Source organism: Marinobacter sp., from assembly GCF_041687235.1.
Classification (GTDB): domain Bacteria; phylum Pseudomonadota; class Gammaproteobacteria; order Pseudomonadales; family Oleiphilaceae; genus Marinobacter.
In genome coordinates this window covers 26,040-46,349 of the sequence record NZ_JAWLCH010000018.1, presented here as the reverse complement: position 1 = coordinate 46,349, position 20,310 = coordinate 26,040, and the positions used below count along the sequence as shown (strand labels likewise).

Genomic DNA, 20,310 nt, shown 5'->3' with positions numbered 1-20,310 from the left:
CCGCCGACACGGATGCAACGAAACCGCCGCCCCCTGAATCCGGAGCATCAACGAACCCACCTGCCCATGGGGGGGCTGATCCGGAACCGGATCAAGCGACTGTTTGCGATTCTTGGGGCGCTGCTTTCCATCCAGATTCTGATCATCTGGACAGTGGAAGACCTGTCCCTTTTCGAGTCGGCCTGGCTCACCATGACCACACTGGTCACGGTGGGTTACGGTGACTACGCGCCCCAGACAATGATCGGTCGCTTCAGCACCATCGTGTTGATGTTTATCACCTCAATAACATTGCTGACACTGATTGTCAGTGACTACATCGAGTACCGGTTCTATCGCCGGGAACGTATTCTGTCAGGCAGATGGATCTACAAAATGAACGAGCACATCATCATTGTGAACACCCCCCAACATGGCGGCGAAAAGTACTTCATGCGGTTCGCGTCCCAGATTCGGGCGATTCCGGGCTACGATACGGTTCCTATCATGATCCTGACACGCCAGTTTCCCATGGGCCTTCCAACCGAACTCTCAGATGTTGGCGTCGTGCACTACCATGGCGCGGGCTTTGATCCGGAAGCTCTGAAAGCGGTGCATGCCGGGAGTGCGAGACATATCATCGTACTTGCTGCCGACGAGGCGGACCCATCCTCCGACAGCCTGACCTTTGACATCGCTCATCGATTGGCAGAACTGAATCTCGGGGGCCGCACCATTGTTGAATGCGTGAATGATGAGAATCGCGGTCGCTTCAAGGCGCTCGGGGTCCGAACGATCCTTCGACCGGTCCGAACCTACCCTGAAATCATGGTGCGTTCAGTCGTGGCGCCCGGCTCGGAGAAAGTCCTGGAAGACCTGTTCAACTACGAGCATGACCACCCTCACCGATACGACCTGAAACTGGATGACCTGAACTGGGCCGATATCGTGAGCGCCCTCGTGCGCCACGGCATAGGTACGGCCCTTGCCTACATTGACAACGACAATGAGGTTATCTGCCACCCGCCAACCAACGAAGAAATTGAAGGCAAGGGGCTGATAGTGCTGGTTAAATCCGATGAAACGCCAGAAGTTTCCGTTGTGGAGGAAGCGCTTGAGCGTTACCGGGCATTCCTGAAGCAGTGGCGCGATCATTCCGCCGCCGAAAAGACCGGCGACGCGGAGCCAGCACAAAACGGCTCCGGCGATTAATATCGTCGCCTTGATGTAATGGCCCTTTAGCGGTCTGCCACTGCGGCTAGCTGCAACTGGAGAACCCCCAGCTCAGTGGAACCGTTGGCGAGGTCGCGAACATCCACTCCCGTAGCCAGTTCTGAGGTCACACGCTCCCAAAGCTCGCTGCATCCTGCGATTTCAGCCGCCCTCGCGACGACCGACAGGTCATAATCGCTTACCGGGAATGGCTTTTCGAGCAGCCAACACACGCTCAGCCTGTGCAGAAACTCGATGACCGAGGGCAGTTCGCCTTTGGGCCCAATGCCCGGTCGATAGAGACCGGCAAGAAAATAACCCTGCTCGGCCTTGCTGACCAGGTTCAGAAATACGGGCACCTTTCTGGCCAGGGCAAGTGCCCAGGCCACCAGCTTTCCGGCGTCCCCGCTTTTCAGTTCAAACTCCACCTCATGCAGAGGCCAACTGGCATCATTGCCAGACACACGGCCTCTATCAAATGCTATCTCAATGGCAGTCTGCGCCTCCTCCAGCCAGAGGACCCGCCGCTGGAAATTGGTCTCAAACACCACCTGAAGACTTTGAAGGTCCAGATCGGCTTTCAGCGGCGTTTCTTCCAATAACGACAAGTCCAGTTCCGGACCGGCTATAGGCCACTCCCACTCTTCGCGGCGATGAGCGCCATCCACGAATTCACCCCGGGTTTTCAGAGTCTGGATATAATCATCACCCGCTTTGCGAACCCTCAGGGCAGCCTTGACCCGGTTCAGGTCTGCGTGGGGCGTGTCGAAATAGCGATTGATCAGCTTCTTCGTTTTTCCGGGGCGCACAGCAGGGAGAGCGGACAGCCACTCGAAAGCCATCTTCTGCGCAGCTTCAGAAACACTGAGCTTGATTTCCAGTTCGGTTGCCATGCCATCCGCCTTATTCTTCAGGATCCAGAAATGCAAAAACCGGCGACCCAAGGGTCGCCGGTTTTCATACTACAGGATTAGCCGGTTGGCTGATCAGAAGTAGTAAACAGCACCAACAGAAGCGATGGACTGCTCGTCACCGGAAGTACCTTCCACGGTGTACTGGTTTGCTGCGTCGGCACCTGACAGGTAGCCTTCGAAGTAAACGTACATGTGGTCAGACACGTTATGCAGAGCCTGCAGAATGATGGTGTCGTTCTGGTCGCCTGAAGCGTCATCGTCCAGCATCTGGTAAGACAGCGCGAACTGGTTGGCGCCCATGGTGTAAACACCCATCAGGCCGATTACGTCAGCAACGTCTTTACGGGTTTCGTAGGAGGCAGTCAGACGCAGGTTATCGAGGTTATAGCTACCACGAAGACCATAGGAGTTTTCGTTGTTTACACCGTCAGCACCATCGTTGGAGTCAACGGCAAAAGCCAGCTCCAGAGCGTCCATTTCATACATGGCTGCCAGCTGGAACGGATAGGACTTTTCACCTTCTGCATCGCCATTAACTTGAACAGCCGCACCAACGGTCAGGCCACCAAAAGACGGAGACGCGTACTGGATGAGATCACCTTCACCAGTGTCGTAATTGAAGCCGATATCAGAACCTACTTCGTGGAACTGGGCCACTTCGTCTACCGCGCGCTCGTAGGTAGAGTCGTCAGAACCGATCCAGATCTGTCCAAAGCTGTCGCCCTTGATACCGATGTAAGCTTCGTCCAGCTTGTCGATACCACTACTGTTGCTCTTGTCGTCGGCATTGATACCTTCAAGCTCGAGCTTGAAGAAACCGGTGATGCCCGGAGCGATTTCATGGTCATGCTTGATACCCAGGGTAGAACCGTTGTCAGCGTGCTCCAGCTCAGAGCCGCCGCCGTCTACGTTGGTATGCTTCAGTACGTACTGAATGTTGCCGTATACGGTCGGCATGGAATCCATCTTGGCAGCCAGCTCAGAAGCAGTAGCGGTAGTCTGTGCAGCGGCAGCGCCAGAGAAGGTTGCGACTGCGATAGCAGATGCGAGGAGCGTTTTTTTCATGTTGCGTCTTCCTTTTTGAGTTAACTCAGGTTTTAGCGACGGGTTCTTATCCCGATTTTGTAAGGCTTCACCAGTCAGGCTGGATGAGGCCGATTCTGCATTACCCCTATGTCAGTTTTATGACAAAGGAATAACTTTTCTTCTTTTTCGAATAAATCTGACAGATTCCAGATTTATGCAGCTCAAACACTTACAGAGCTTTCTTAAAGCTCTGGATGATGAAACTGTTTTAATACAATCATTCTCATTTTGCAAATTTTTGCCGGTGCATTTTTAGCCCTTTTAGCAGCAGAAACGCAACTGTTTATGCACTAAAGTGCGCACCGGCACTGTTTCAGTAACGTTTCAATTCCGAGGCCAGATTGGATTAAACCCTTTAAAATCAGACGTCTACACCTATAAAAACAACACATCGGAGCAAGCAAACCCTGATTCCAGCTCGTTTCTGCACCATCAGAACTCACCAACTGGCAAGATGCCCAATACTAGTGCAACTACTTACCTGCCACTTTGCCCAATCTCAAGCATGAACGTTACAGGGCCATCATTTAACAGGCCGACTTTCATATCCGCACCGAACCGCCCTTCCCCGACTTTCTCCACACCCAGGCCGGCACGTGCTTCGGCCAGAAACAACCGATATAACCGGTTTGCGTCCTCAGGGCTCGCTGCAAGCGAAAACCCGGGCCTTGTTCCGGAAGACGTATCGGCTGCCAAAGTAAACTGAGGAACAACAAGGAGGGAACTACCGACATCCAGCAGACTGCGGTTCATCCGCCCTGCGTCATCGGGAAACACACGGTAAGTGAGAATTTTTCGGCAAAGTTCCCTTGCCTCGCGCTCGCCATCTCCCTTTTCAACGCCCAGCAGCATCAAAAGCCCTGCGTCTATCGAGGCTATTTGCTCACCGTCCACGGTAACACTGGCGTGCGACACTCGCTGGATCAATCCTTTCATTAACTGCCCTGGGGACGGTTGAACAGGCATACATTAAGATGGGGCAAGAGTGTATCCATGCCGATTACGGGCCGCAACCCCGAAAACGGAATTCAGCCAGCACTTTTCTCGGTTTTCGCGACAACAGACTCCACGCCACGAATCAGTGCATCGATGATGGCAGGCTCAGAGGCCGAGTGACCCGCATCCCGGATAATCTGGAATTCCGCCTCTGGCCAGGCTTTACTCAGAACCAGGGCATTCTCCAGCGGGCAAACCATATCGTATCGACCGTGGACGATAACTCCGGGAATGTTCGCCAGGCGGCCCGCATTCCGCAGAATCTGATCGGGCTGGAGAAATGCGGAGTTCATGAAATAGTGACATTCGATGCGGGCCAGGGCGATAGCAACGTGCGGATGGCCGAAATGCTCAACCACCCTGGGGTTCGGGTGCAGGGTCGCACACCGCCCCTCCCAGATCGACCAGGCCTTGGCCGCCTGAATCTGCTCCAGTTCGTTGGCACTGGTCAGTTTTCGGTAGTAAGCCGCGACCATGTCATCCCGCTCAGCCTCCGGAACCTGCGCCTCGAAGTCAGCCCAGTAGTCCGGGAACACCCGGCTGGCACCGTCCTGATAAAACCACTGAATATCCCGGGGACGGCAGAGGAAGATCCCGCGCAACACCAGACCTGAGACCCGCTCCGGATGCGTCTGGGCATAGACAAGGCTGAGAGTCGACCCCCAACTGCCGCCGAACAGAAGCCACCTGTCGATACCCAGGAACGAACGTACCGCCTCCATATCTTCAACCAGCTTGTCCGTGCTGTTGCCTTCAAGCTCTGCCAGCGGAGTAGACCTTCCCGCGCCTCGCTGATCCATCAGAATGATCCGGAACCTCTCAGCATCAAAGAACCTCCGGTGGTAATCCTCACAACCACCACCAGGGCCGCCATGGACCACAAGAACCGGTATCCCTTCCGGGTTCCCGCTTTCCTCGACGTAGAGTTCGTGGGGCGGATCAACGGCAATACGGTGCTGGGCGTTAGGTTTGATTTCCGGGTACAGAGTGAGCATGTAGCGCTCCGTTTAGAGGATTTAACCGGAGTTTAGCTTAAGCAAACGGAAAGGGGCATAGAGAGGAGGTGATGAAAAAGGGGCAGATGAAAGCTTTCATCCGCCCCTATATTCACATTACTTCTTGTTGGCTCGCTTACGCTCGTTTTCAGTCAGGAGCTTCTTGCGCAGCCGGATGGATTTCGGTGTCACTTCCACCAGCTCGTCATCGTCAATAAACTCCAGCGCCTGCTCAAGCGTGAACTTGATGGGCGGCACCAGCCCGATGACCTCATCCTTGCCGGATGCGCGCATGTTGTCGAGTTTCTTGCCCTTGGTGGGGTTAACCACCAGGTCATTATCCCGACTGTGAATCCCACACAGCTGCCCTTCATAAATTTCCTGGCCAGGATCCAGGAACAGTTTGCCGCGGCTCTGCAGGGTTTCCAGCGAGTAAGTCAGGGCTGTACCTGTGGCCATGGACACAATGACGCCGTTCTGACGGCTGGTTACATCGCCGACTTTGATCGGGCCATAGTGGCTGAAAGTCGAGGTCAGGATGCCAGTACCTGATGTCATGGTCAGGAAGGTGTTCCGGAAACCGATCAGGCCGCGAGCAGGAATAGTGTACTCAAGGCGCATCCGCCCCTTGCCATCCGGCACCATGTTGGTCAGATCGCCCTTACGCAGGCCCATCTGTTCCATGATCGGGCCCTGGTGCTGCTCCTCGATGTCGACGATAACGCTTTCGTACGGCTCCTGCTTTACGCCATCCACTTCCTTGATAACCACTTCCGGGCGGCCAACGGCCAGCTCAAAATTCTCGCGGCGCATGTTCTCGATCAGTACCGACAGGTGCAGCTCACCACGACCAGACACCTTGAACTTGTCCGCCGACTCGCCTTCTTCAACGCGCAACGCCACGTTGTGCAGCAGCTCCTTCTCGAGGCGCTCCTTGATGTTCCGGCTGGTCACGTACTTGCCTTCCTTGCCAGCGAAGGGCGAATCGTTAACCTGGAACGTCATGGATACGGTCGGCTCATCCACCGTCAGCGCGGGCAGCGCCTCAACGTTGGCCTGATCACAAAGGGTATCGGAGATGAACAGCTCATCCATCCCGCTGACACAGACGATGTCACCAGCCTGGGCCTCGTCCACTTCAACACGCTGCAGACCGGAATGCCCCATGATCTTGAGGATACGACCATTGCGCTTCTTGCCGTTGGCGCCAATGGCGGTGACCGGTGAATTGGTCTTGATCTTGCCCCGCATGATACGCCCAATACCGATCACACCCAGGAAGCTGTTGTAGTCCAGCTGGGAGATCTGCATCTGGAACGGACCGTCAGGGTCCACGTTCGGTGCAGGCACGTGATCAACAATCGCCTGGAACACGGCATCCATGTTGTCATCCAGGTTTTCATGATCCATTCCGGCAATGCCGTTCAGCGCGCTGGCATAGACAATCGGGAAATCCAGCTGCTCGTCCGTCGCACCCAGGTTGTCAAACAGGTCGAATACCTGATCCACAACCCAATCCGGACGGGCGCCCGGACGGTCAATCTTGTTGACGACCACGATCGGGCGCAGGCCCGCGGCAAACGCCTTCTGGGTAACGAACCGGGTCTGGGGCATGGGGCCGTCGATGGAATCAACCACCAGCAGCACACAGTCCACCATACTCATCACCCGCTCAACCTCACCGCCGAAATCAGCGTGGCCCGGGGTGTCGACAATATTGATGTCGTAGCCGTTCCATTTCAGGGCGGTGTTTTTCGCCAGGATGGTAATGCCCCGCTCTTTTTCCTGGTCATTGGAATCCATGACCCGCTCGTTCTCGAGCTCTTTCCGGTCCAGCGTACCGGACTGGCGAAGAAGCTTGTCGACGAGGGTGGTTTTACCATGGTCAACGTGGGCGATGATGGCGATATTACGAAGTTTTTCAATCACAAAAATAGTCCTGCGGCATGCACTCAATGACCTGAGAAGGTCGTTCGCAGGGGGAATCCCAGCACATGCCGTCTCAAATCCGTAAAATGAACTCATTCACCGGAGCTGGCTGCCCGGCACCCTGCACGGTGCTTTCCGATCCGGGATCTGAAAATGACAGGGTAAAAAATGAAGCGGCGCGCAGTATATCGAAAAGTCTGTGTCGTTAATATGAAGAAAAACGCCTATTCTTTATTCAAGGCAGCCGCACTCAATTGGGGCAATCACTCAATAAACGCACCAACACAGTGCACCAATTAAGTGCAAGTTACACCTGCAGAGTGACTAATTTCCTTTGAATATGCCCCAAACCCTTGCAGTTGCGCCGTTCTGGAGCATGCCCTAAAAATTGGCAAGCGCCTTGCTTTATCGAAATCAGCCGAAATTTGCAGGTAAGACGCACTGGCATTTGCTAAGCTGCGCGAACCTGAGAAACAGATCGGAACCCGTTAACCCGGGCGATCCGGCACCACGAACATGAATACAGCCGCCTGTGCGGTATAACTTACGGAGCATGCACAATGTCCAAGACAGTTGATTTGATCAAAGAACACGAAGTCAAATGGGTTGACCTGCGCTTCACTGACAGCCGCGGCAAAGAGCAGCACGTGACGCTGCCCGCCACCGAAGTGGATGAAGACTTTTTTGCCGACGGCAAAATGTTTGACGGCTCCTCCATCGCCGGCTGGAAAGGCATCAACGAATCCGACATGATCCTGATGCCGGACGACGAGACTTCCGTACTCGATCCGTTCACCGAAGAAACCACTGTAAACATCACCTGCAACATCGTAGAACCTTCTACCATGCAGGGTTACGAGCGAGACCCGCGTTCCGTTGCCCGTCGCGCAGAGGAATACCTCAAGTCCACCGGCATCGCCGATGGTGCCCTGTTTGGCCCGGAGCCGGAATTCTTCGTGTTTGATTCCGTCAAGTGGAACGTGGACATGCAAGGCGCTTCCTATAGCATTCACTCTGAAGAAGCTGCCTGGGTATCCGGCGAAGATTTCGATCGCAACAACATTGGTCACCGCCCGGGCGTCAAAGGCGGCTATTTCCCGGTTCCGCCGGTAGACAGCCTGCACGACCTGCGTGGCGCCATGTGTGCCGCCATGGAGTCCATGGGCCTGGAAATTGAAGTACACCACCACGAAGTGGGCACCGCTGGCCAGTGTGAAATCGGCGTTGGCGCCAACACCCTGACCCGCAAGGCTGACGAAGTACAGATCCTCAAGTACTGCGTTCACAACGTAGCTCACGCCTATGGCAAGACGGCAACCTTCATGCCCAAGCCGGTCGTAGGTGATAACGGCTCCGGCATGCACGTACACATGTCCCTGAGCAAAGACGGCAAGAACCTGTTCGCAGGCGACAGCTATGCCGGCCTGAGCGAAGCGGCTCTTTACTACATCGGTGGTGTCATCAAGCATGCCAAGGCCATCAACGCCTTCACCAACCCGGCGACCAACAGCTACAAGCGCCTGGTTCCCGGCTTCGAAGCACCGGTAATGCTGGCTTACTCTGCCCGTAACCGTTCCGCCTCCATCCGTATTCCGTACGTGAACAGCCCGAAAGCGCGCCGGATTGAAGTACGCTTCCCTGACCCGGCGGCCAACCCGTACCTCGCTTTCGCGGCGCTGATGATGGCCGGCCTGGACGGTATCCAGAACAAGATCCACCCGGGCGATGCCATGGACAAGGATCTGTACGACCTTCCGAAGGAAGAAGCGCTGAGCATTCCGAAAGTCGCCGAAACCCTGTCTGAAGCCCTGGATTGCCTGGAAGCAGATCACGAGTTCCTGACTCGTGGTGGCGTATTCACCGAAGACATGATCGCAGGTTACGTGGATCTGAAGCGCGGTGAAGTCGAGAAACTGAACATGACCACTCACCCGGTCGAGTTCGAGCTGTACTACTCCTGCTAAAACCTCTCTCACGAGAGGACAAGCAGCAAAGCCCCGCCTCAGTGCGGGGCTTTTTTGTGAGCAAAAGCACAGTGCCTGCAGCCCTTAACGATATGTAACCAACATCCGGTGCTACAGACGTTGAAAAGACTCTGGGCGCCACCGATAATCGGGAAAACCCAATAACAGGTGAGCTTATGAATCCAAAGTCTGGATTGGTGACCGGCCTTCTGTTTCTCCTGGCGTCTCCGGTCTCCGCGGAGGTTTACCGCAATGTCGATGCCCACGGCAACGTGACCTATTCTGATGAGCCCAGCGACGGTTCTGAAACAGTCGAGGTCAAGCCGGTCACGACAATCACCCTGCCCAAGCCTGAGGCTGTGCAGGAAACCGAGAAGCTGCTCGAGGAGGTTCAGAGAGAGGGCGCAGCCTATGAGAGCGTTTCCTTTTCCTCTCCGGACGACGATCAGGCTTTCCACAGCGGCAGCGGTGACGTCCAGTTTGAAGTTCGCAGTACGCCCGGCCTCCAGTCCGGCCATAAATACGAGGTAACCCTGGACGGTCAGCCGGTTGGGCAGAGCACCTCTGGTTCTATCACCGTCAATAACGTCTTCCGCGGAACCCACGAAGCCCAGGTTCATATCGTCGATGAGAACGGAGTTCAGGTTAAATCCGGCTCACCGATCACGTTCACCGTTCATCGCCCGTCCGTGGCAAACTAGGCATACCCGGAAAACAATGCGCACTATTATGGTGCGCGCGCACCAGAAAAAAGCCATACTCTGATCAGCAACAGGGCGAACTTTCCAGGCTGGTCGGAGCGCCTCCTCCCATTTGCACCAGCTTACGGCACGTTTCAACGCCATTGCGCCCTTCTGCCCGCACTTTGCCCATTCATTTGTGAACCCGGCCCAAAGTGGTTCGCTTTTTGCAAAACTCCGGAGGTCACACTTTGTCGAACCAACGGGATTCAAGCATGGCACTGCCTTCGGCCCAGCAAACCGGATACAAAAGTATACTCGACAGCCTCACCACGGCCGTCCTGGTACTTGAGGATAACCTGACCATCCAGTATCTCAATCCGGCCGCCGAAAGCCTGTTCGAAACCAGCATGACCCGAAGCCAGGGCCAGCCCTTCCAGGACATTCTGGTCGAATCCGAAGACGCCCTGAAAACACTGTTTGCCGCCGTCCGGAACGGGCAATCGTACACTCGCCGGGAAGCCGAGTTTCTTCTGACCAGCGGCTCGCGACTGACCGTCGACTACTCGGTTACGCCGATCAGTCTGGAACCGACGGAACTGCTGATCGAAATCCAGCCGAGAGACCGGCTGATGCGGATCAGCCGTGAAGAAGACATCATCTCCCAGCAGGAGACCACCCGCATCCTGGTCCGGGGCATGGCCCATGAGATCAAGAATCCGCTTGGCGGCATACGCGGCGCGGCGCAGCTTCTTGACCGGGAACTCAACAGTGAAGACCAGCGGGAATACACCCGCGTCATCATCGACGAAGCAGATCGCCTGAGAAGCCTTGTCGACCGGATGCTGGGTCCAAACAAGGCACTGAAGCTAGCACCAACCAATATCCATGAGGTTCTGGAACGCGTGGGCACGCTACTTGAGGCAGAAAGCAAAGGTCGACTGAATTTCGAACGCGACTACGACCCAAGCATCCCAGAATTCAAAGGTGATAAGGAGCAACTGATCCAGGCGTTCCTGAACATTGCCAGAAACGCCATGGAAGCTGCCTTTGAAAACCAGGCGAGCCACCATTCCGAGGAGCCGCCGACGATCACCTTCCGAACCCGCACTCTGCGTCAGTTCACGATTGGTAACCGGCGCCATCGGCTGGTGTGTCGGGTCGACGTAATCGACAACGGCCCAGGCATTCCGCCGGAGCTCGTACAGAATATTTTCTATCCGATGATCAGTGGTCGTGCCAGCGGCACAGGCCTGGGCCTGTCCATTACCCAGAGCATCATCGGCCAACACCGTGGACTGGTTGAATGCGAGAGCGAGCCAGGCCGAACTGATTTCATCATCTTCCTGCCTCTGGAGGACACCCCATGAGCCAACCGGCGAACGTCTGGATCATAGACGACGACCGCAGTATTCGCTGGGTGCTGGAGCGCGCCCTTAACCAGGCCGGTATGCAGCCCCGAGTTTTTGACAGTGGTGAAAGCATCATGATGCGGCTGGAACACGAACAGCCGGATGCCATCGTGAGCGATATCCGGATGCCAGGCGTCGACGGCATCACCCTGCTTTCCCAGATAGTGGACGTTCACCCGGACGTGCCCGTCATCATCATGACCGCCCACTCCGATCTCGAAAGTGCGGTAACCAGCTATCAGACCGGTGCCTTCGAATACCTGCCCAAACCGTTCGATGTGGATGATGCCGTAGCACTGGTCAAACGCGCCATTGCCCACAGCCACGAAAAGCGGGCCAGTGCTGAACCCCAGGCCGAGATGGCCCAGCGCAACGCCGAAATCATTGGCGAAGCACCGGCCATGCAGGAAGTCTTCCGGGCGATCGGCCGGCTTTCTCACTCCAACATCACCGTTCTGATCAACGGCGAAAGCGGCACGGGCAAGGAACTGGTGGCCCAGGCGCTGCATAATCACAGCCCCAGGGCGAACCATCCGTTCATTGCCCTGAACATGGCCGCCATCCCGAAGGATCTGATTGAATCCGAGCTGTTTGGCCACGAGAAAGGCGCGTTCACAGGCGCCGGCGCCGCCCGGCAGGGTCGTTTCGAACAGGCCAACGGCGGCACCCTGTTCCTCGATGAAATCGGCGACATGCCCGCGGACACCCAGACCCGGCTGCTGCGGGTTCTGGCCGATGGCGAGTTTTACCGGGTGGGTGGTACAACGCCCATCAAGGTGGACGTACGGATCATCGCTGCCACACACCAGGATCTGGAAAAACTGGTGCAGGCTGGCACCTTCCGGGAAGACCTGTTCCACCGCCTGAACGTGATTCGCGTACATCTGCCCAAGCTGGCCGAGCGTCGGGAGGATATCCCACGGCTGATGCAGCATTTCCTGAAGCGCGCAGCGAAAGAGTTGGCCGTAGAGCCCAAGATCCTGCGCGAAGAAGCTGAAGAATACCTCACCACCCTGCCCTGGCCCGGCAACGTCCGCCAGCTGGAGAACACCTGCCGTTGGCTGACGGTTATGGCCAGTGGCCGGGAGATTCACATAGATGACCTGCCCCCTGAACTACTGCACCAGGCAGAGGCTCCAACCACCGGGACGACCTGGCAGGAAGGCCTGAAAAACTGGGCGGAACAGGAACTCAAGCGGGGCAAGAAAGGGATTCTCGATACCGCAGTGCCGGAGTTCGAGAAGATCATGATCGAGACGGCACTGAAGCACACTGGCGGTCGACGCCGCGACGCCTCAATTCTGCTCGGCTGGGGGCGGAATACGTTGACCCGGAAGATCAATGAACTGGGGATGGATCATCCGGAGCATGAAGAGGATTGACGATTGGCGAGCCGCCGGGGTTCGTTGATTTTTGGGGGCAAGACCCGAGTCTTGCCCCTTTTTTTATCGCTCCTGCCAGTGAATCACCCTGTCATGCCCCCGGTAGACTCCGAAAGTTGCGAGGCCTGTAGGGTCCTCGAGCACGCCATCATCGTTCCAATCAAATTCCAGCCAGGAGTCGACGTTCCAAACCAGCGTATCGGTACCGCGGGTTCCATCGGGCACGAGCGCCAGCGGCGCGGCCTGCCCCATTGAGAACACCCCGCTCGAGGGCGCACTGGAATCAATGGAATGATGGTTTGCCGAGTTGGTAAGGTCAGACGTACTCCAGGCTGTACAACTGTCGTCCGCATGAGTCACGAAGCGGGCGCCGTCCCAATACTCCAGCCTGAACGGCATCTCGAGTGAAGCAATGTTCTCCGGTCCATACACGTTCTCCAACAAAAAACGGCCAAACCGGACATCGAACACGGCGGCAGGTGTAAACAGGTAGGGAGCAGCAGAGGCGTCAACGCCGTCCGAGTCAATCACGCTGGTGATGGCAAATTCCAGTTGAGGAGTGAACGGCGCTATCAGGGAAGCTGAGGTTTTGCTGTAGGCAAAGCTGTCAGACGCAGAGAAATCGTATCGCATCAGTCCATTGCCCAGCACTGACACCGGGGCCGAAAGACTGCCCCCAACCTCGGTTGGGATAAGCGCCATGGGCCCGCCAGCCTGATCAACAGCCGAACTGTCCGCGAGTGGGTATGAGCGATCAATATCCGATGCCACCAGTTTCTGGAAGCCACTGAATGTATAATTCAGGGTTCGCGTTCCCCGTGCTGACAAAGGCTCAATCGTCAGAGATGGCGTGACCAGCCATTCGAACTCCTGACCCGTATAAACAAAAGGGGAGCCCGTCGTGCATTGCGCTTCAAACTCGCCCGGATCCACCGATACCCTGAAACGATCCGGATAGAAGCGCCCTATTGGCGCACTGCGGCCATCAGGAACATCTCGCCCGAGATAGCTCCCTGGCCTCGGAGATACTTCAAATTGAAAAACACCTACCTCTGACATCTCTGTCGAAACAGTCTCCACTGCGGAGGCGGATCTGGTGTGGGAATAACTGACGGGTGTCACGGACCCCGATGCGCCACCTGCAGGTTGAATCAGCGTTGCCGATAAAGGGATGTCGAGCAGTCGGAAATTCGGCGTCACCGGATTACCCTGGCACAGGTCACTGTCGCCGTTCTGCTGCCAGCCTACCGCAGTAATCGAAAGATCAAACGGCTGTCCGGCTTTCCGGAAGGCAGGACAGGTCGAATCACCGGCCGGACAATCCCCCGCCGATGTCACACAGAACCCGGCTGGCACGCTGACAAAACTGTCCGCTCCCGGCATTTGCAAGCCATCATCATCGGTGGCTGCCGAACCAAGGTAGAGGGCATCCAGGTTGAGGAGACCTGCGTCGGGGTAGACCACATCCACTTCCGCAATGCCGCCCGGCCCGAATTGAAGATCAATCGGTGTAGCGTTGGCCTGACCAGAACCGACCGCTGTATTCTCCACGATTACCGGGCGGCTCTCGGGACGACCGTTTGGCCCCGGATCGACATAAGTTGACCAGAAACTGACTTCCCGTTGGACATTTTCAAAAGCCGGAACGCATGCGCCAGTCTGGTTGTCTCGACGCACCGCACTTATCTGCACTGAGTTTGCTGGTTGGTGTGAGGTCAGATCGGGTATATCAAAGGCCAGGCCGGCATCGAAAAACGGTAGTTCACACGCGGCTGCGGTAACGTTGCCACTCCCATTATCACAAAGAGTCTGTGTGAACGCCTTCGTCGAAGGATCTGACGATGCGATGGCCAAGGTAGCCGTCCCGGCAGTCGTATTCTGCAACTGCCGCGTGGCCTGACCACCACTGAAAGTGAAACTGTCGCCGCCGACCCAACCCGAAGGGCTCAGCGTCACATCGACCGGATCCGTGAACAGCACACTGCAATCGGCATTTTCACAGGCCCTGACCGTGACCGTCTCCGGCTGACATGTCAGCGCAGTACCGTCGTGCACAAACTCGAAGTGATCAACCAGCTTCCCGACAGGATTCAGCTTTTCGGCACAAAGCTGCAGGTTATCAAGCTCGTGAATGTTTGTGGATCCGCCCGTTGAGCCAGTCAATGACAAGTAGAAGTTCTGAGGAGTCGCCGGCTGATCCGGAAAACTGCTCAAGTCCAGCTGAACCAGTTGCTGGAAGTTATTACCTGTACCTGAAACATCCCGCTCGACGGAAACAATCGGACCGACACCTCCCCTCGAATCAACAATAATCCGATAACGGTGAGGCGTTGGATTATTGCCGGGCTGATCGATTCCCGGACTCAGGGAACCGGTTCCCCCAAGGTATTGGTAGTTACTCTGGGCAGCACCACGAATTGCAACTGCATCCCTGACAAAGCCGATACCACCCACGCGCCCTTCGGTGGCATTGGAAAAGTTTCCGAATTCGTCCAGACCAATACCAAGCCAGCCACCCGCGAATCCGGGATCGCCATTATTGCGCTGGGCATAGCCGAGCGATCCCCCGAAGCTACCAGGCTGAGGCGTAACAGACGCATCCGACAGCACAACCGTCAGGCCATCGGCGCCATTACCACCGTACGCAAAATAGTCGAATTCCAGTCGAACGTAGTTGTCCGCTCCGGGGATCAGATTCTGAAACGTTGCGGCTGTCGCCTGATTGCCAGAGGCCTCTGTCATACGAAGGCGACCATTGACAATACCCGGTGTAAAGCTGCCGCTGGATACATTCGTAATCCAGTCATCGGGCGAAAGCGTGCCGGTTCCAAAGGTATCACCTGCACAAGTCAGCGGCGACGAGGAGCCATCAATGACGACATCGTCGATGTGCCAGAAATCAAAGTTACCGGTGTTGCCGGATTCCTGAACAAAACGCATCCGGAAATTGTTATGGAATGCATCAGGCGGGAGAGTGAAGACTACGTCACCAGACTCGCCGGTGGTCCCGTTACCGGGATATCGGTCAATCAGTTCCCAGTTGCCGGCATCATCAAGATACTCAACCCGAAGGTCTTCACCGCCATCCGGATCTTCACTGAAGGCATCGTCGCCCCGCCTCCACCAATAGGCGACGGTGCCGGATGTCAGCCCGGAAAGATCGAGAGGCGCAAGCGTAACCTCGGCAAAGCCGCTGGAGGTATACAGAGAGCGAACGGGACTCTTGCTGGTTTGCGCACTGATACCGGCATTACCGCCGGACGCTGTTACCACAGACCAATCGGGCCCAAGAGAGCCGCGTTCGAAATCGTCGCAGAAAAGGGCCGTCACTGTGCTGCAGAACCCGCCGGTCTCCTCATTGCCGATAACAAAGAAGGTTCCCGGATCAGACAGGTTGTTGTAGTGGGTCCTGAGCCAGCCACCGGAACGGGCCCGGGAGGAGATCCGGACCTCATCAACATCGCCATTGAGAACGGTTTCACCGTTGCCCTGCACAATGCCGTAGCCAGATCTGTATGGCTGGGAGGTTACGTTCAGGCTTCTGCCCGCGCAGTCATTATCGGACGCGACCTGCTGGCCGTTGATGTAGGCACGGGTCGTAGTGCCGTCGAAACTGATGGCATAGTGGGCCCAACCTGTACTGGCACTGCCTCCATCGAACCAGGCCTCGGTGTTGCCGCAGGTAACTCCCCACGTAATGCCGTTGTTCTGCCTGACGGCAATTCGAAAAAAGTAGTTGGCGCCCCAGCCGATGACGTTGCCCTTCCAGAAGATCGGGTGATGATCGTTTCCGGACTGATTCGCCGATACCCTTGCCCAGGCCTCGGCAGTAAAGCTCGATGATAAACCCGGGTCTCCGAAATCTGAGAAACCCACAAGTGAATCAGGCGAATTCCCGGGTGACAGCTGACCGGTGTGGGACCTTGCACCGTTGGCAATACCGCCGGAAAGGTACGTTGGCACATTATTTCCACGGCCGAACACTTCACCATCGTGTCCATTTCTTGTCGAGTCGAAAAGGTCGGTCCCATCGCCTCCCGGCTCTTCCAGATGGTGAACCATCTGAAAATCGTCATCCCAGGTATCGAACGCTTCTTCCTGATTGCCAGCTGACGGATTTCCGTAGTAAAGGAAGAGATTGGTATTAGCGGATGCCAACAGGGTCGGAATCCTGATCCAGGCAACGAGCTCACCAGTATTTCCATCATATCGCTCTAGCTCATGATCAAGCTTGGTTCCATCCTCAAGAGCGAAAACAATGTCATCGCCGTCGGCTTGTGCGGAATTGGCCAGATCTGCGTCTGTCGCTCTGAACATAACCGCAAAATCCGCCTGGTCGCCCACCACCTGACTGGCCTGGATCTGAATCGCCTTGCGGTAATTCCAGTCCTGATCAAACCAGGCGGCCTCGGACACGGTTGTCCAGGCCATTAAAGCCAGCATGGAGAGCACACCGGACATCGGGCGGTTGATTCTGATCCACTTCATCTGACGCGCACCTCGATTATCCGGACAGCCTGATCAGGCCCACTACCACACTGCCCTGTACTGGCGATTGAAAAAACCGTGTTGCCACCGGGGCCATTGATGTTCTCTGTCACTGATTCACAGCTGAGGGCTGCGCTGCAGCCATTGAGGGCTGATGCAGAGAAAGACAGAGGCGTTGTCAAAGCACTGCAACTGCCTGCCTCCAGCACGTCCCTCACGGCTACCTGGGCGCCGCTTTCCGCTGCATAAAATGCCCTCTGGGACTGGATCTGGAGACTGATAGACTCGCCACTCATCTGCTGCAGTTGCGCCATGCCAATCACCAGCAGGGCCAACACAGTGATAATGAACAGGGCAACGGGCAGCCCGGCGCCGCCCTGACGGTCCAGACTTCGAGGTTCAGGGCACATTGCGAATCTGGACCTCCTGGCTGATAGTTGTGGTCTCTCCGGAATCCGGGTCGGCCAGCACAAAGCTGAATGACACCACCGCGGCACGCTGCAGGCTCGGGGGTGTTACCTGAAAATCGAGGGAATTGTTGGCCAGTGTCGCTGCCATCACTTCCCGATCCGGGTAGTTTGAGGGTAACCCGGTCGACGGCGATGTGTTGATGCCGTAGTTCCGGTAGCGATAAAGAAACGCACCCACCTGACACACGGAAACCGGCTCGCCCACGATGTAGAAACGACGTTCAGGCGACTGCGCCGAGAACCGGTGGGTTGCGCCTGAATCGAAGATGACAGTCACAGGGGAAGCACCGGAAGGCAAAGTCGCCGGTGGCGAAATCGGCCCCGGGCTACCAGGATTGTAGACGTCGGAGCCATACCCATAGACCACCACCCGGCCGGCAGCAGAAGCTCCGTTCGCCAGGGGGACAGCCTGAAAGGAGTCCGGATTGCCCCCTCGTGGGAGATCCAGGTAGTTCGACGCTGCCAGAATGGGCATCCACTCGAGACAGTTTCCAGCGGCATTGGTTCTGATTGAGGTAGGCAGTGCTTCCCGCACCTCACGGCTGATCTGCTCGCTGATAACAACGCCGGCCAGGGAACGCTGTTGCCGGGCGCTGACATCCAGTGCACCTTGGGTGGACAGGCTGACGAAGCGGACCGAAATGGTTGCCACGATGGCCAACAACACGATGACCATAACCAGCTCCACGAGGGTGAAACCGCGGGCCCGGAGCATCAGAAGTTGGCCCTGTATGCCGTGAAAGAAAACGACTGGTTTCCGGGCGCTGTGATATCGAGATCAATCCGCTTGGCTTCCGCCGCAGGCAGGCCCACCTCTGTTCCGGCACAGGATACAGCGATTGAAATCGAAAACCCGGAGTAGCCACTCAGTGCAGCACCGGTAGCCGTTGACGGCGCACCGCTAAGACCGTCGTAATCATCCACATCGTCGAAGGTCGCTCGATCTTCAGAACCCTCGGCGCCGATGGTGCAGAGCCCGGTATACTTGGGAAAACCGCCCTGAGGCGTCTGGTCATCGTACTTCTGGCTCAGAATCTCATCCATATAGAGCTGCGCGAGCTTGACGGCGCGAGCCTGGTTAAGAGGATCCGCGCTCCGCCCCGCTATCAGCGAAAACGCACCAACCACACCGGCGATGGCAACACTGATAATCACGATCGTAATGACCAGTTCTACCAGAGTTGCGCCATTGTGAGTTGACCTCATGACTGACAGCTCCCGACGTACACAGCGCCCAGGGAACTGAGGCAGGTTTGAAACGTACTGTCACCGGAAAAGGTGAATTGCAGATTGGTGCCGCTTGATGGCGCACCTTTTTTGTCAAAGGTCAGAGTCAATGGCAACCCACCCGGCGCTGACAGACTGGTGCCTTCCCGGGCTATTTCGAAAATTCTCGAATTGCCGGAACCAGCGCCCACAATAAACCGGAAGTTGTCGCCACCCTGCTCAATGGTCAGGGTATTGGCGGGATTCCCCGCCAGCGCTGCCTGTTGCGCAAGCAGCGTGGCGGAGGCAAGTTGCTGGGTGGCCAGCAAGGGGGAGAAGGCCGAGCGGCTGGCGAACAGACCAATGCCCAGAGCGGAGAGGACTCCGATCAGGATGATGACCATCACCAGCTCAACGAGGGTGAAGCCCGAGATCTTAGACTTGCTCTCTAATCCCATGTCCCTCCCGATTACCGAAAATGGCACCCAAAACTAAGCTTAGGCAGTCCTGACTATCACCCTTAGACTCAAACCTTAATTACAGGTGGTGGTTCCAGCATATTGAGGAGGCGTGATATTACCACTACCATCATCTTCCGCTTCTTGATACTCAATAGTGCAGTCAGAGTCTAAAGTAATAGTTGTAACGCCACTATTGTGGCCTATTGTTCCAGCATCAATCTGCGCCGCCGCAACGATCCCGTCATCCGTTGCATTAGGGTATCCATAAGCCAGATCAATCGTTACTCCCTCGAGCTCAACAGTCTCGCCAGTTGCCGCCGACTGATCACAACTAGAGCTCGCCAAACAGCGGGCACGGGTAATACCAACAGCTGATTTCATAGCTCCCACAACACCGGCTCTAGCGGCTTTTTCAGCATCTCCCCCAAAATCCGCAAACCTCGGCAAAGCAAACGCCGCCAGAATCCCCAGAATTACAATCACCATAACCAGTTCGATCAAGGTGAAACCTTTCTCTTTTCTTGCTGCAATGGCTGTCATCGCTTTCATAGTACTACTCCGTTTTTATCGCCAGTTGGCTTTCAGATTGATTAATTAATCGTTGTGTTTATTTCGCCAGTATCCGCGTCATACTCGATGGTGCTGCCCTGGTTATCAGCCTGATAGGTGAACACACAATCACCGTTATCAATAGTAATGAGATATTCGGGCGTGCCAGCGGTACCCACCGTCGGTGCATTTGACTGCAACACGCCCAGCCAGACTTCCTGACACTTGGTCGCGTTCATGGCAGTCGTTGTGTCATCTGAATCAACGGATGTTGGCCAGCCGTCATCACTGACATCCACGTTGTCGTTACCAAAGCCCACCACATCCGTTTCTGCTGCAGTGAAACCATTGGATACCCACTGGGTTTTTGCCAAGGCAACACCCGCTGCCAGAGCCCCCGCAGTTGCCCGAATACTGGATTGATGCGCCTGCTCGGAAAGCTGGGCAAATCGTGGCAGAGCGAAGGCGGCAAGAATTGCCAGGATGGCAATGACGACCACCAGCTCAATCAGGGTGAACCCCTGCTGTTTTCGTGTATCTGTTTCCCACTTCATAGGTCGGCCTCGTTACGGTTGTGTTCATCCGTC

17 protein-coding genes are annotated in these 20,310 nt (G+C 56.1%); 5 read left to right on the top strand and 12 right to left on the bottom strand.

Annotated features, from left to right (window positions below; all coding sequences use genetic code 11):
• The first annotated feature begins 12 nt into the window (after positions 1 to 12).
• Positions 13 to 1,191, top strand: coding sequence for an ion channel (locus ACESMK_RS17880; protein ID WP_373001589.1), 1,179 nt, complete (start codon positions 13 to 15; stop codon positions 1,189 to 1,191).
• Positions 1,192 to 1,217: 26 nt separating this feature from the next.
• On the opposite strand, the gene ACESMK_RS17875 is transcribed toward ACESMK_RS17880, so the two are convergent.
• The 5 genes from ACESMK_RS17875 to typA form a co-directional block, all read right to left on the bottom strand.
• The gene (locus tag ACESMK_RS17875; protein ID WP_373001587.1) at positions 1,218 to 2,084 is read right to left on the bottom strand and encodes a CYTH domain-containing protein; all 867 of its coding nucleotides are present in this window, start codon (positions 2,082 to 2,084) and stop codon (positions 1,218 to 1,220) included.
• A 93-nt stretch (positions 2,085 to 2,177) separates the two neighbouring features.
• On the bottom strand, positions 2,178 to 3,170 hold the full coding sequence (locus tag ACESMK_RS17870) for a porin (RefSeq protein WP_373001585.1): 993 nt from the start codon (positions 3,168 to 3,170) through the stop codon (positions 2,178 to 2,180).
• Positions 3,171 to 3,668: 498 nt separating this feature from the next.
• Complete coding sequence (gene dtd / locus ACESMK_RS17865) at positions 3,669 to 4,127, bottom strand: D-aminoacyl-tRNA deacylase (RefSeq protein WP_373001583.1); 459 nt, start codon at positions 4,125 to 4,127, stop codon at positions 3,669 to 3,671.
• A 92-nt stretch (positions 4,128 to 4,219) separates the two neighbouring features.
• Positions 4,220 to 5,182: a prolyl aminopeptidase gene (pip, locus tag ACESMK_RS17860; protein ID WP_373001581.1), complete on the bottom strand. Its 963-nt coding sequence runs from the start codon at positions 5,180 to 5,182 to the stop codon at positions 4,220 to 4,222.
• 117 nt (positions 5,183 to 5,299) lie between these two features.
• A complete protein-coding gene (typA, locus tag ACESMK_RS17855; RefSeq protein ID WP_373001579.1) occupies positions 5,300 to 7,111 on the bottom strand; it encodes a translational GTPase TypA in 1,812 nt (603 codons plus the stop codon).
• Between the two features lie 560 nt (positions 7,112 to 7,671).
• Between typA and glnA the strand changes: the two genes are divergently transcribed.
• The 4 genes from glnA (at position 7,672) to ntrC (ending at position 12,549) form a co-directional block, all read left to right on the top strand.
• Entirely contained in the window at positions 7,672 to 9,075 is a 1,404-nt protein-coding gene (gene glnA, locus ACESMK_RS17850) for a glutamate--ammonia ligase (protein WP_373001577.1), read from the top strand.
• A gap of 176 nt (positions 9,076 to 9,251) precedes the next feature.
• Positions 9,252 to 9,776 (top strand): DUF4124 domain-containing protein, encoded by a 525-nt coding sequence (locus ACESMK_RS17845; RefSeq protein ID WP_373001575.1) that lies wholly within the window; start codon positions 9,252 to 9,254, stop codon positions 9,774 to 9,776.
• A gap of 254 nt (positions 9,777 to 10,030) precedes the next feature.
• A complete protein-coding gene (gene glnL, locus ACESMK_RS17840; RefSeq protein WP_373001573.1) occupies positions 10,031 to 11,125 on the top strand; it encodes a nitrogen regulation protein NR(II) in 1,095 nt (364 codons plus the stop codon).
• On the top strand, positions 11,122 to 12,549 hold the full coding sequence (gene ntrC / locus ACESMK_RS17835; RefSeq protein ID WP_373001571.1) for a nitrogen regulation protein NR(I): 1,428 nt from the start codon (positions 11,122 to 11,124) through the stop codon (positions 12,547 to 12,549). Before glnL ends, ntrC begins: the two co-directional genes overlap by 4 nt.
• Before the next feature lie 63 nt (positions 12,550 to 12,612).
• Here the strand turns inward: ntrC and ACESMK_RS17830 are convergent, their stop codons facing one another.
• From ACESMK_RS17830 to ACESMK_RS17800, 7 genes are all read right to left on the bottom strand, one after another.
• Complete coding sequence (locus ACESMK_RS17830; RefSeq protein WP_373001569.1) at positions 12,613 to 17,037, bottom strand: DUF2341 domain-containing protein; 4,425 nt, start codon at positions 17,035 to 17,037, stop codon at positions 12,613 to 12,615.
• Entirely contained in the window at positions 17,034 to 17,447 is a 414-nt protein-coding gene (locus ACESMK_RS17825) for a hypothetical protein (protein WP_373001567.1), read from the bottom strand. The genes ACESMK_RS17830 and ACESMK_RS17825 overlap by 4 nt, the downstream gene beginning before the upstream one ends.
• Positions 17,437 to 18,222 carry a type II secretion system protein J gene (locus tag ACESMK_RS17820; RefSeq protein ID WP_373001565.1) on the bottom strand — a complete coding sequence of 262 codons (786 nt, stop codon included), beginning with the start codon at positions 18,220 to 18,222 and terminating at the stop codon, positions 17,437 to 17,439. Before ACESMK_RS17820 ends, ACESMK_RS17825 begins: the two co-directional genes overlap by 11 nt.
• The gene (locus ACESMK_RS17815; RefSeq protein WP_373001563.1) at positions 18,222 to 18,713 is read right to left on the bottom strand and encodes a prepilin-type N-terminal cleavage/methylation domain-containing protein; all 492 of its coding nucleotides are present in this window, start codon (positions 18,711 to 18,713) and stop codon (positions 18,222 to 18,224) included. Before ACESMK_RS17815 ends, ACESMK_RS17820 begins: the two co-directional genes overlap by 1 nt.
• Positions 18,710 to 19,171 carry a Tfp pilus assembly protein FimT/FimU gene (locus tag ACESMK_RS17810; RefSeq protein ID WP_373001561.1) on the bottom strand — a complete coding sequence of 154 codons (462 nt, stop codon included), beginning with the start codon at positions 19,169 to 19,171 and terminating at the stop codon, positions 18,710 to 18,712. Before ACESMK_RS17810 ends, ACESMK_RS17815 begins: the two co-directional genes overlap by 4 nt.
• Positions 19,172 to 19,246: 75 nt before the next feature.
• On the bottom strand, positions 19,247 to 19,723 hold the full coding sequence (locus ACESMK_RS17805; protein WP_373001559.1) for a type II secretion system protein: 477 nt from the start codon (positions 19,721 to 19,723) through the stop codon (positions 19,247 to 19,249).
• 41 nt (positions 19,724 to 19,764) lie between these two features.
• Entirely contained in the window at positions 19,765 to 20,277 is a 513-nt protein-coding gene (locus tag ACESMK_RS17800; protein WP_373001557.1) for a prepilin-type N-terminal cleavage/methylation domain-containing protein, read from the bottom strand.
• Positions 20,278 to 20,310: the final 33 nt, after the last annotated feature.

What these genes read in the sequence shown, in the direction of transcription:
- ACESMK_RS17815 (WP_373001563.1), bottom strand. Translation starts at nt 18,713, where the DNA reads ATGAGGTCAACTCACAATGGCGCAACTCTGGTAGAACTGGTCATTACG.
- ACESMK_RS17825 (WP_373001567.1), bottom strand. Translation starts at nt 17,447, where the DNA reads ATGTGCCCTGAACCTCGAAGTCTGGACCGTCAGGGCGGCGCCGGGCTG.
- ACESMK_RS17875 (WP_373001587.1), bottom strand. Translation starts at nt 2,084, where the DNA reads ATGGCAACCGAACTGGAAATCAAGCTCAGTGTTTCTGAAGCTGCGCAG.
- ACESMK_RS17830 (WP_373001569.1), bottom strand. Translation starts at nt 17,037, where the DNA reads ATGAAGTGGATCAGAATCAACCGCCCGATGTCCGGTGTGCTCTCCATG.
- dtd (WP_373001583.1), bottom strand. Translation starts at nt 4,127, where the DNA reads ATGAAAGGATTGATCCAGCGAGTGTCGCACGCCAGTGTTACCGTGGAC.
- ACESMK_RS17805 (WP_373001559.1), bottom strand. Translation starts at nt 19,723, where the DNA reads ATGAAAGCGATGACAGCCATTGCAGCAAGAAAAGAGAAAGGTTTCACC.
- glnL (WP_373001573.1), top strand. Translation starts at nt 10,031, where the DNA reads ATGGCACTGCCTTCGGCCCAGCAAACCGGATACAAAAGTATACTCGAC.
- ACESMK_RS17870 (WP_373001585.1), bottom strand. Translation starts at nt 3,170, where the DNA reads ATGAAAAAAACGCTCCTCGCATCTGCTATCGCAGTCGCAACCTTCTCT.
- ACESMK_RS17845 (WP_373001575.1), top strand. Translation starts at nt 9,252, where the DNA reads ATGAATCCAAAGTCTGGATTGGTGACCGGCCTTCTGTTTCTCCTGGCG.
- ACESMK_RS17800 (WP_373001557.1), bottom strand. Translation starts at nt 20,277, where the DNA reads ATGAAGTGGGAAACAGATACACGAAAACAGCAGGGGTTCACCCTGATT.
- ACESMK_RS17880 (WP_373001589.1), top strand. Translation starts at nt 13, where the DNA reads ATGCAACGAAACCGCCGCCCCCTGAATCCGGAGCATCAACGAACCCAC.
- glnA (WP_373001577.1), top strand. Translation starts at nt 7,672, where the DNA reads ATGTCCAAGACAGTTGATTTGATCAAAGAACACGAAGTCAAATGGGTT.
- pip (WP_373001581.1), bottom strand. Translation starts at nt 5,182, where the DNA reads ATGCTCACTCTGTACCCGGAAATCAAACCTAACGCCCAGCACCGTATT.
- ACESMK_RS17810 (WP_373001561.1), bottom strand. Translation starts at nt 19,171, where the DNA reads ATGGGATTAGAGAGCAAGTCTAAGATCTCGGGCTTCACCCTCGTTGAG.
- ntrC (WP_373001571.1), top strand. Translation starts at nt 11,122, where the DNA reads ATGAGCCAACCGGCGAACGTCTGGATCATAGACGACGACCGCAGTATT.
- ACESMK_RS17820 (WP_373001565.1), bottom strand. Translation starts at nt 18,222, where the DNA reads ATGCTCCGGGCCCGCGGTTTCACCCTCGTGGAGCTGGTTATGGTCATC.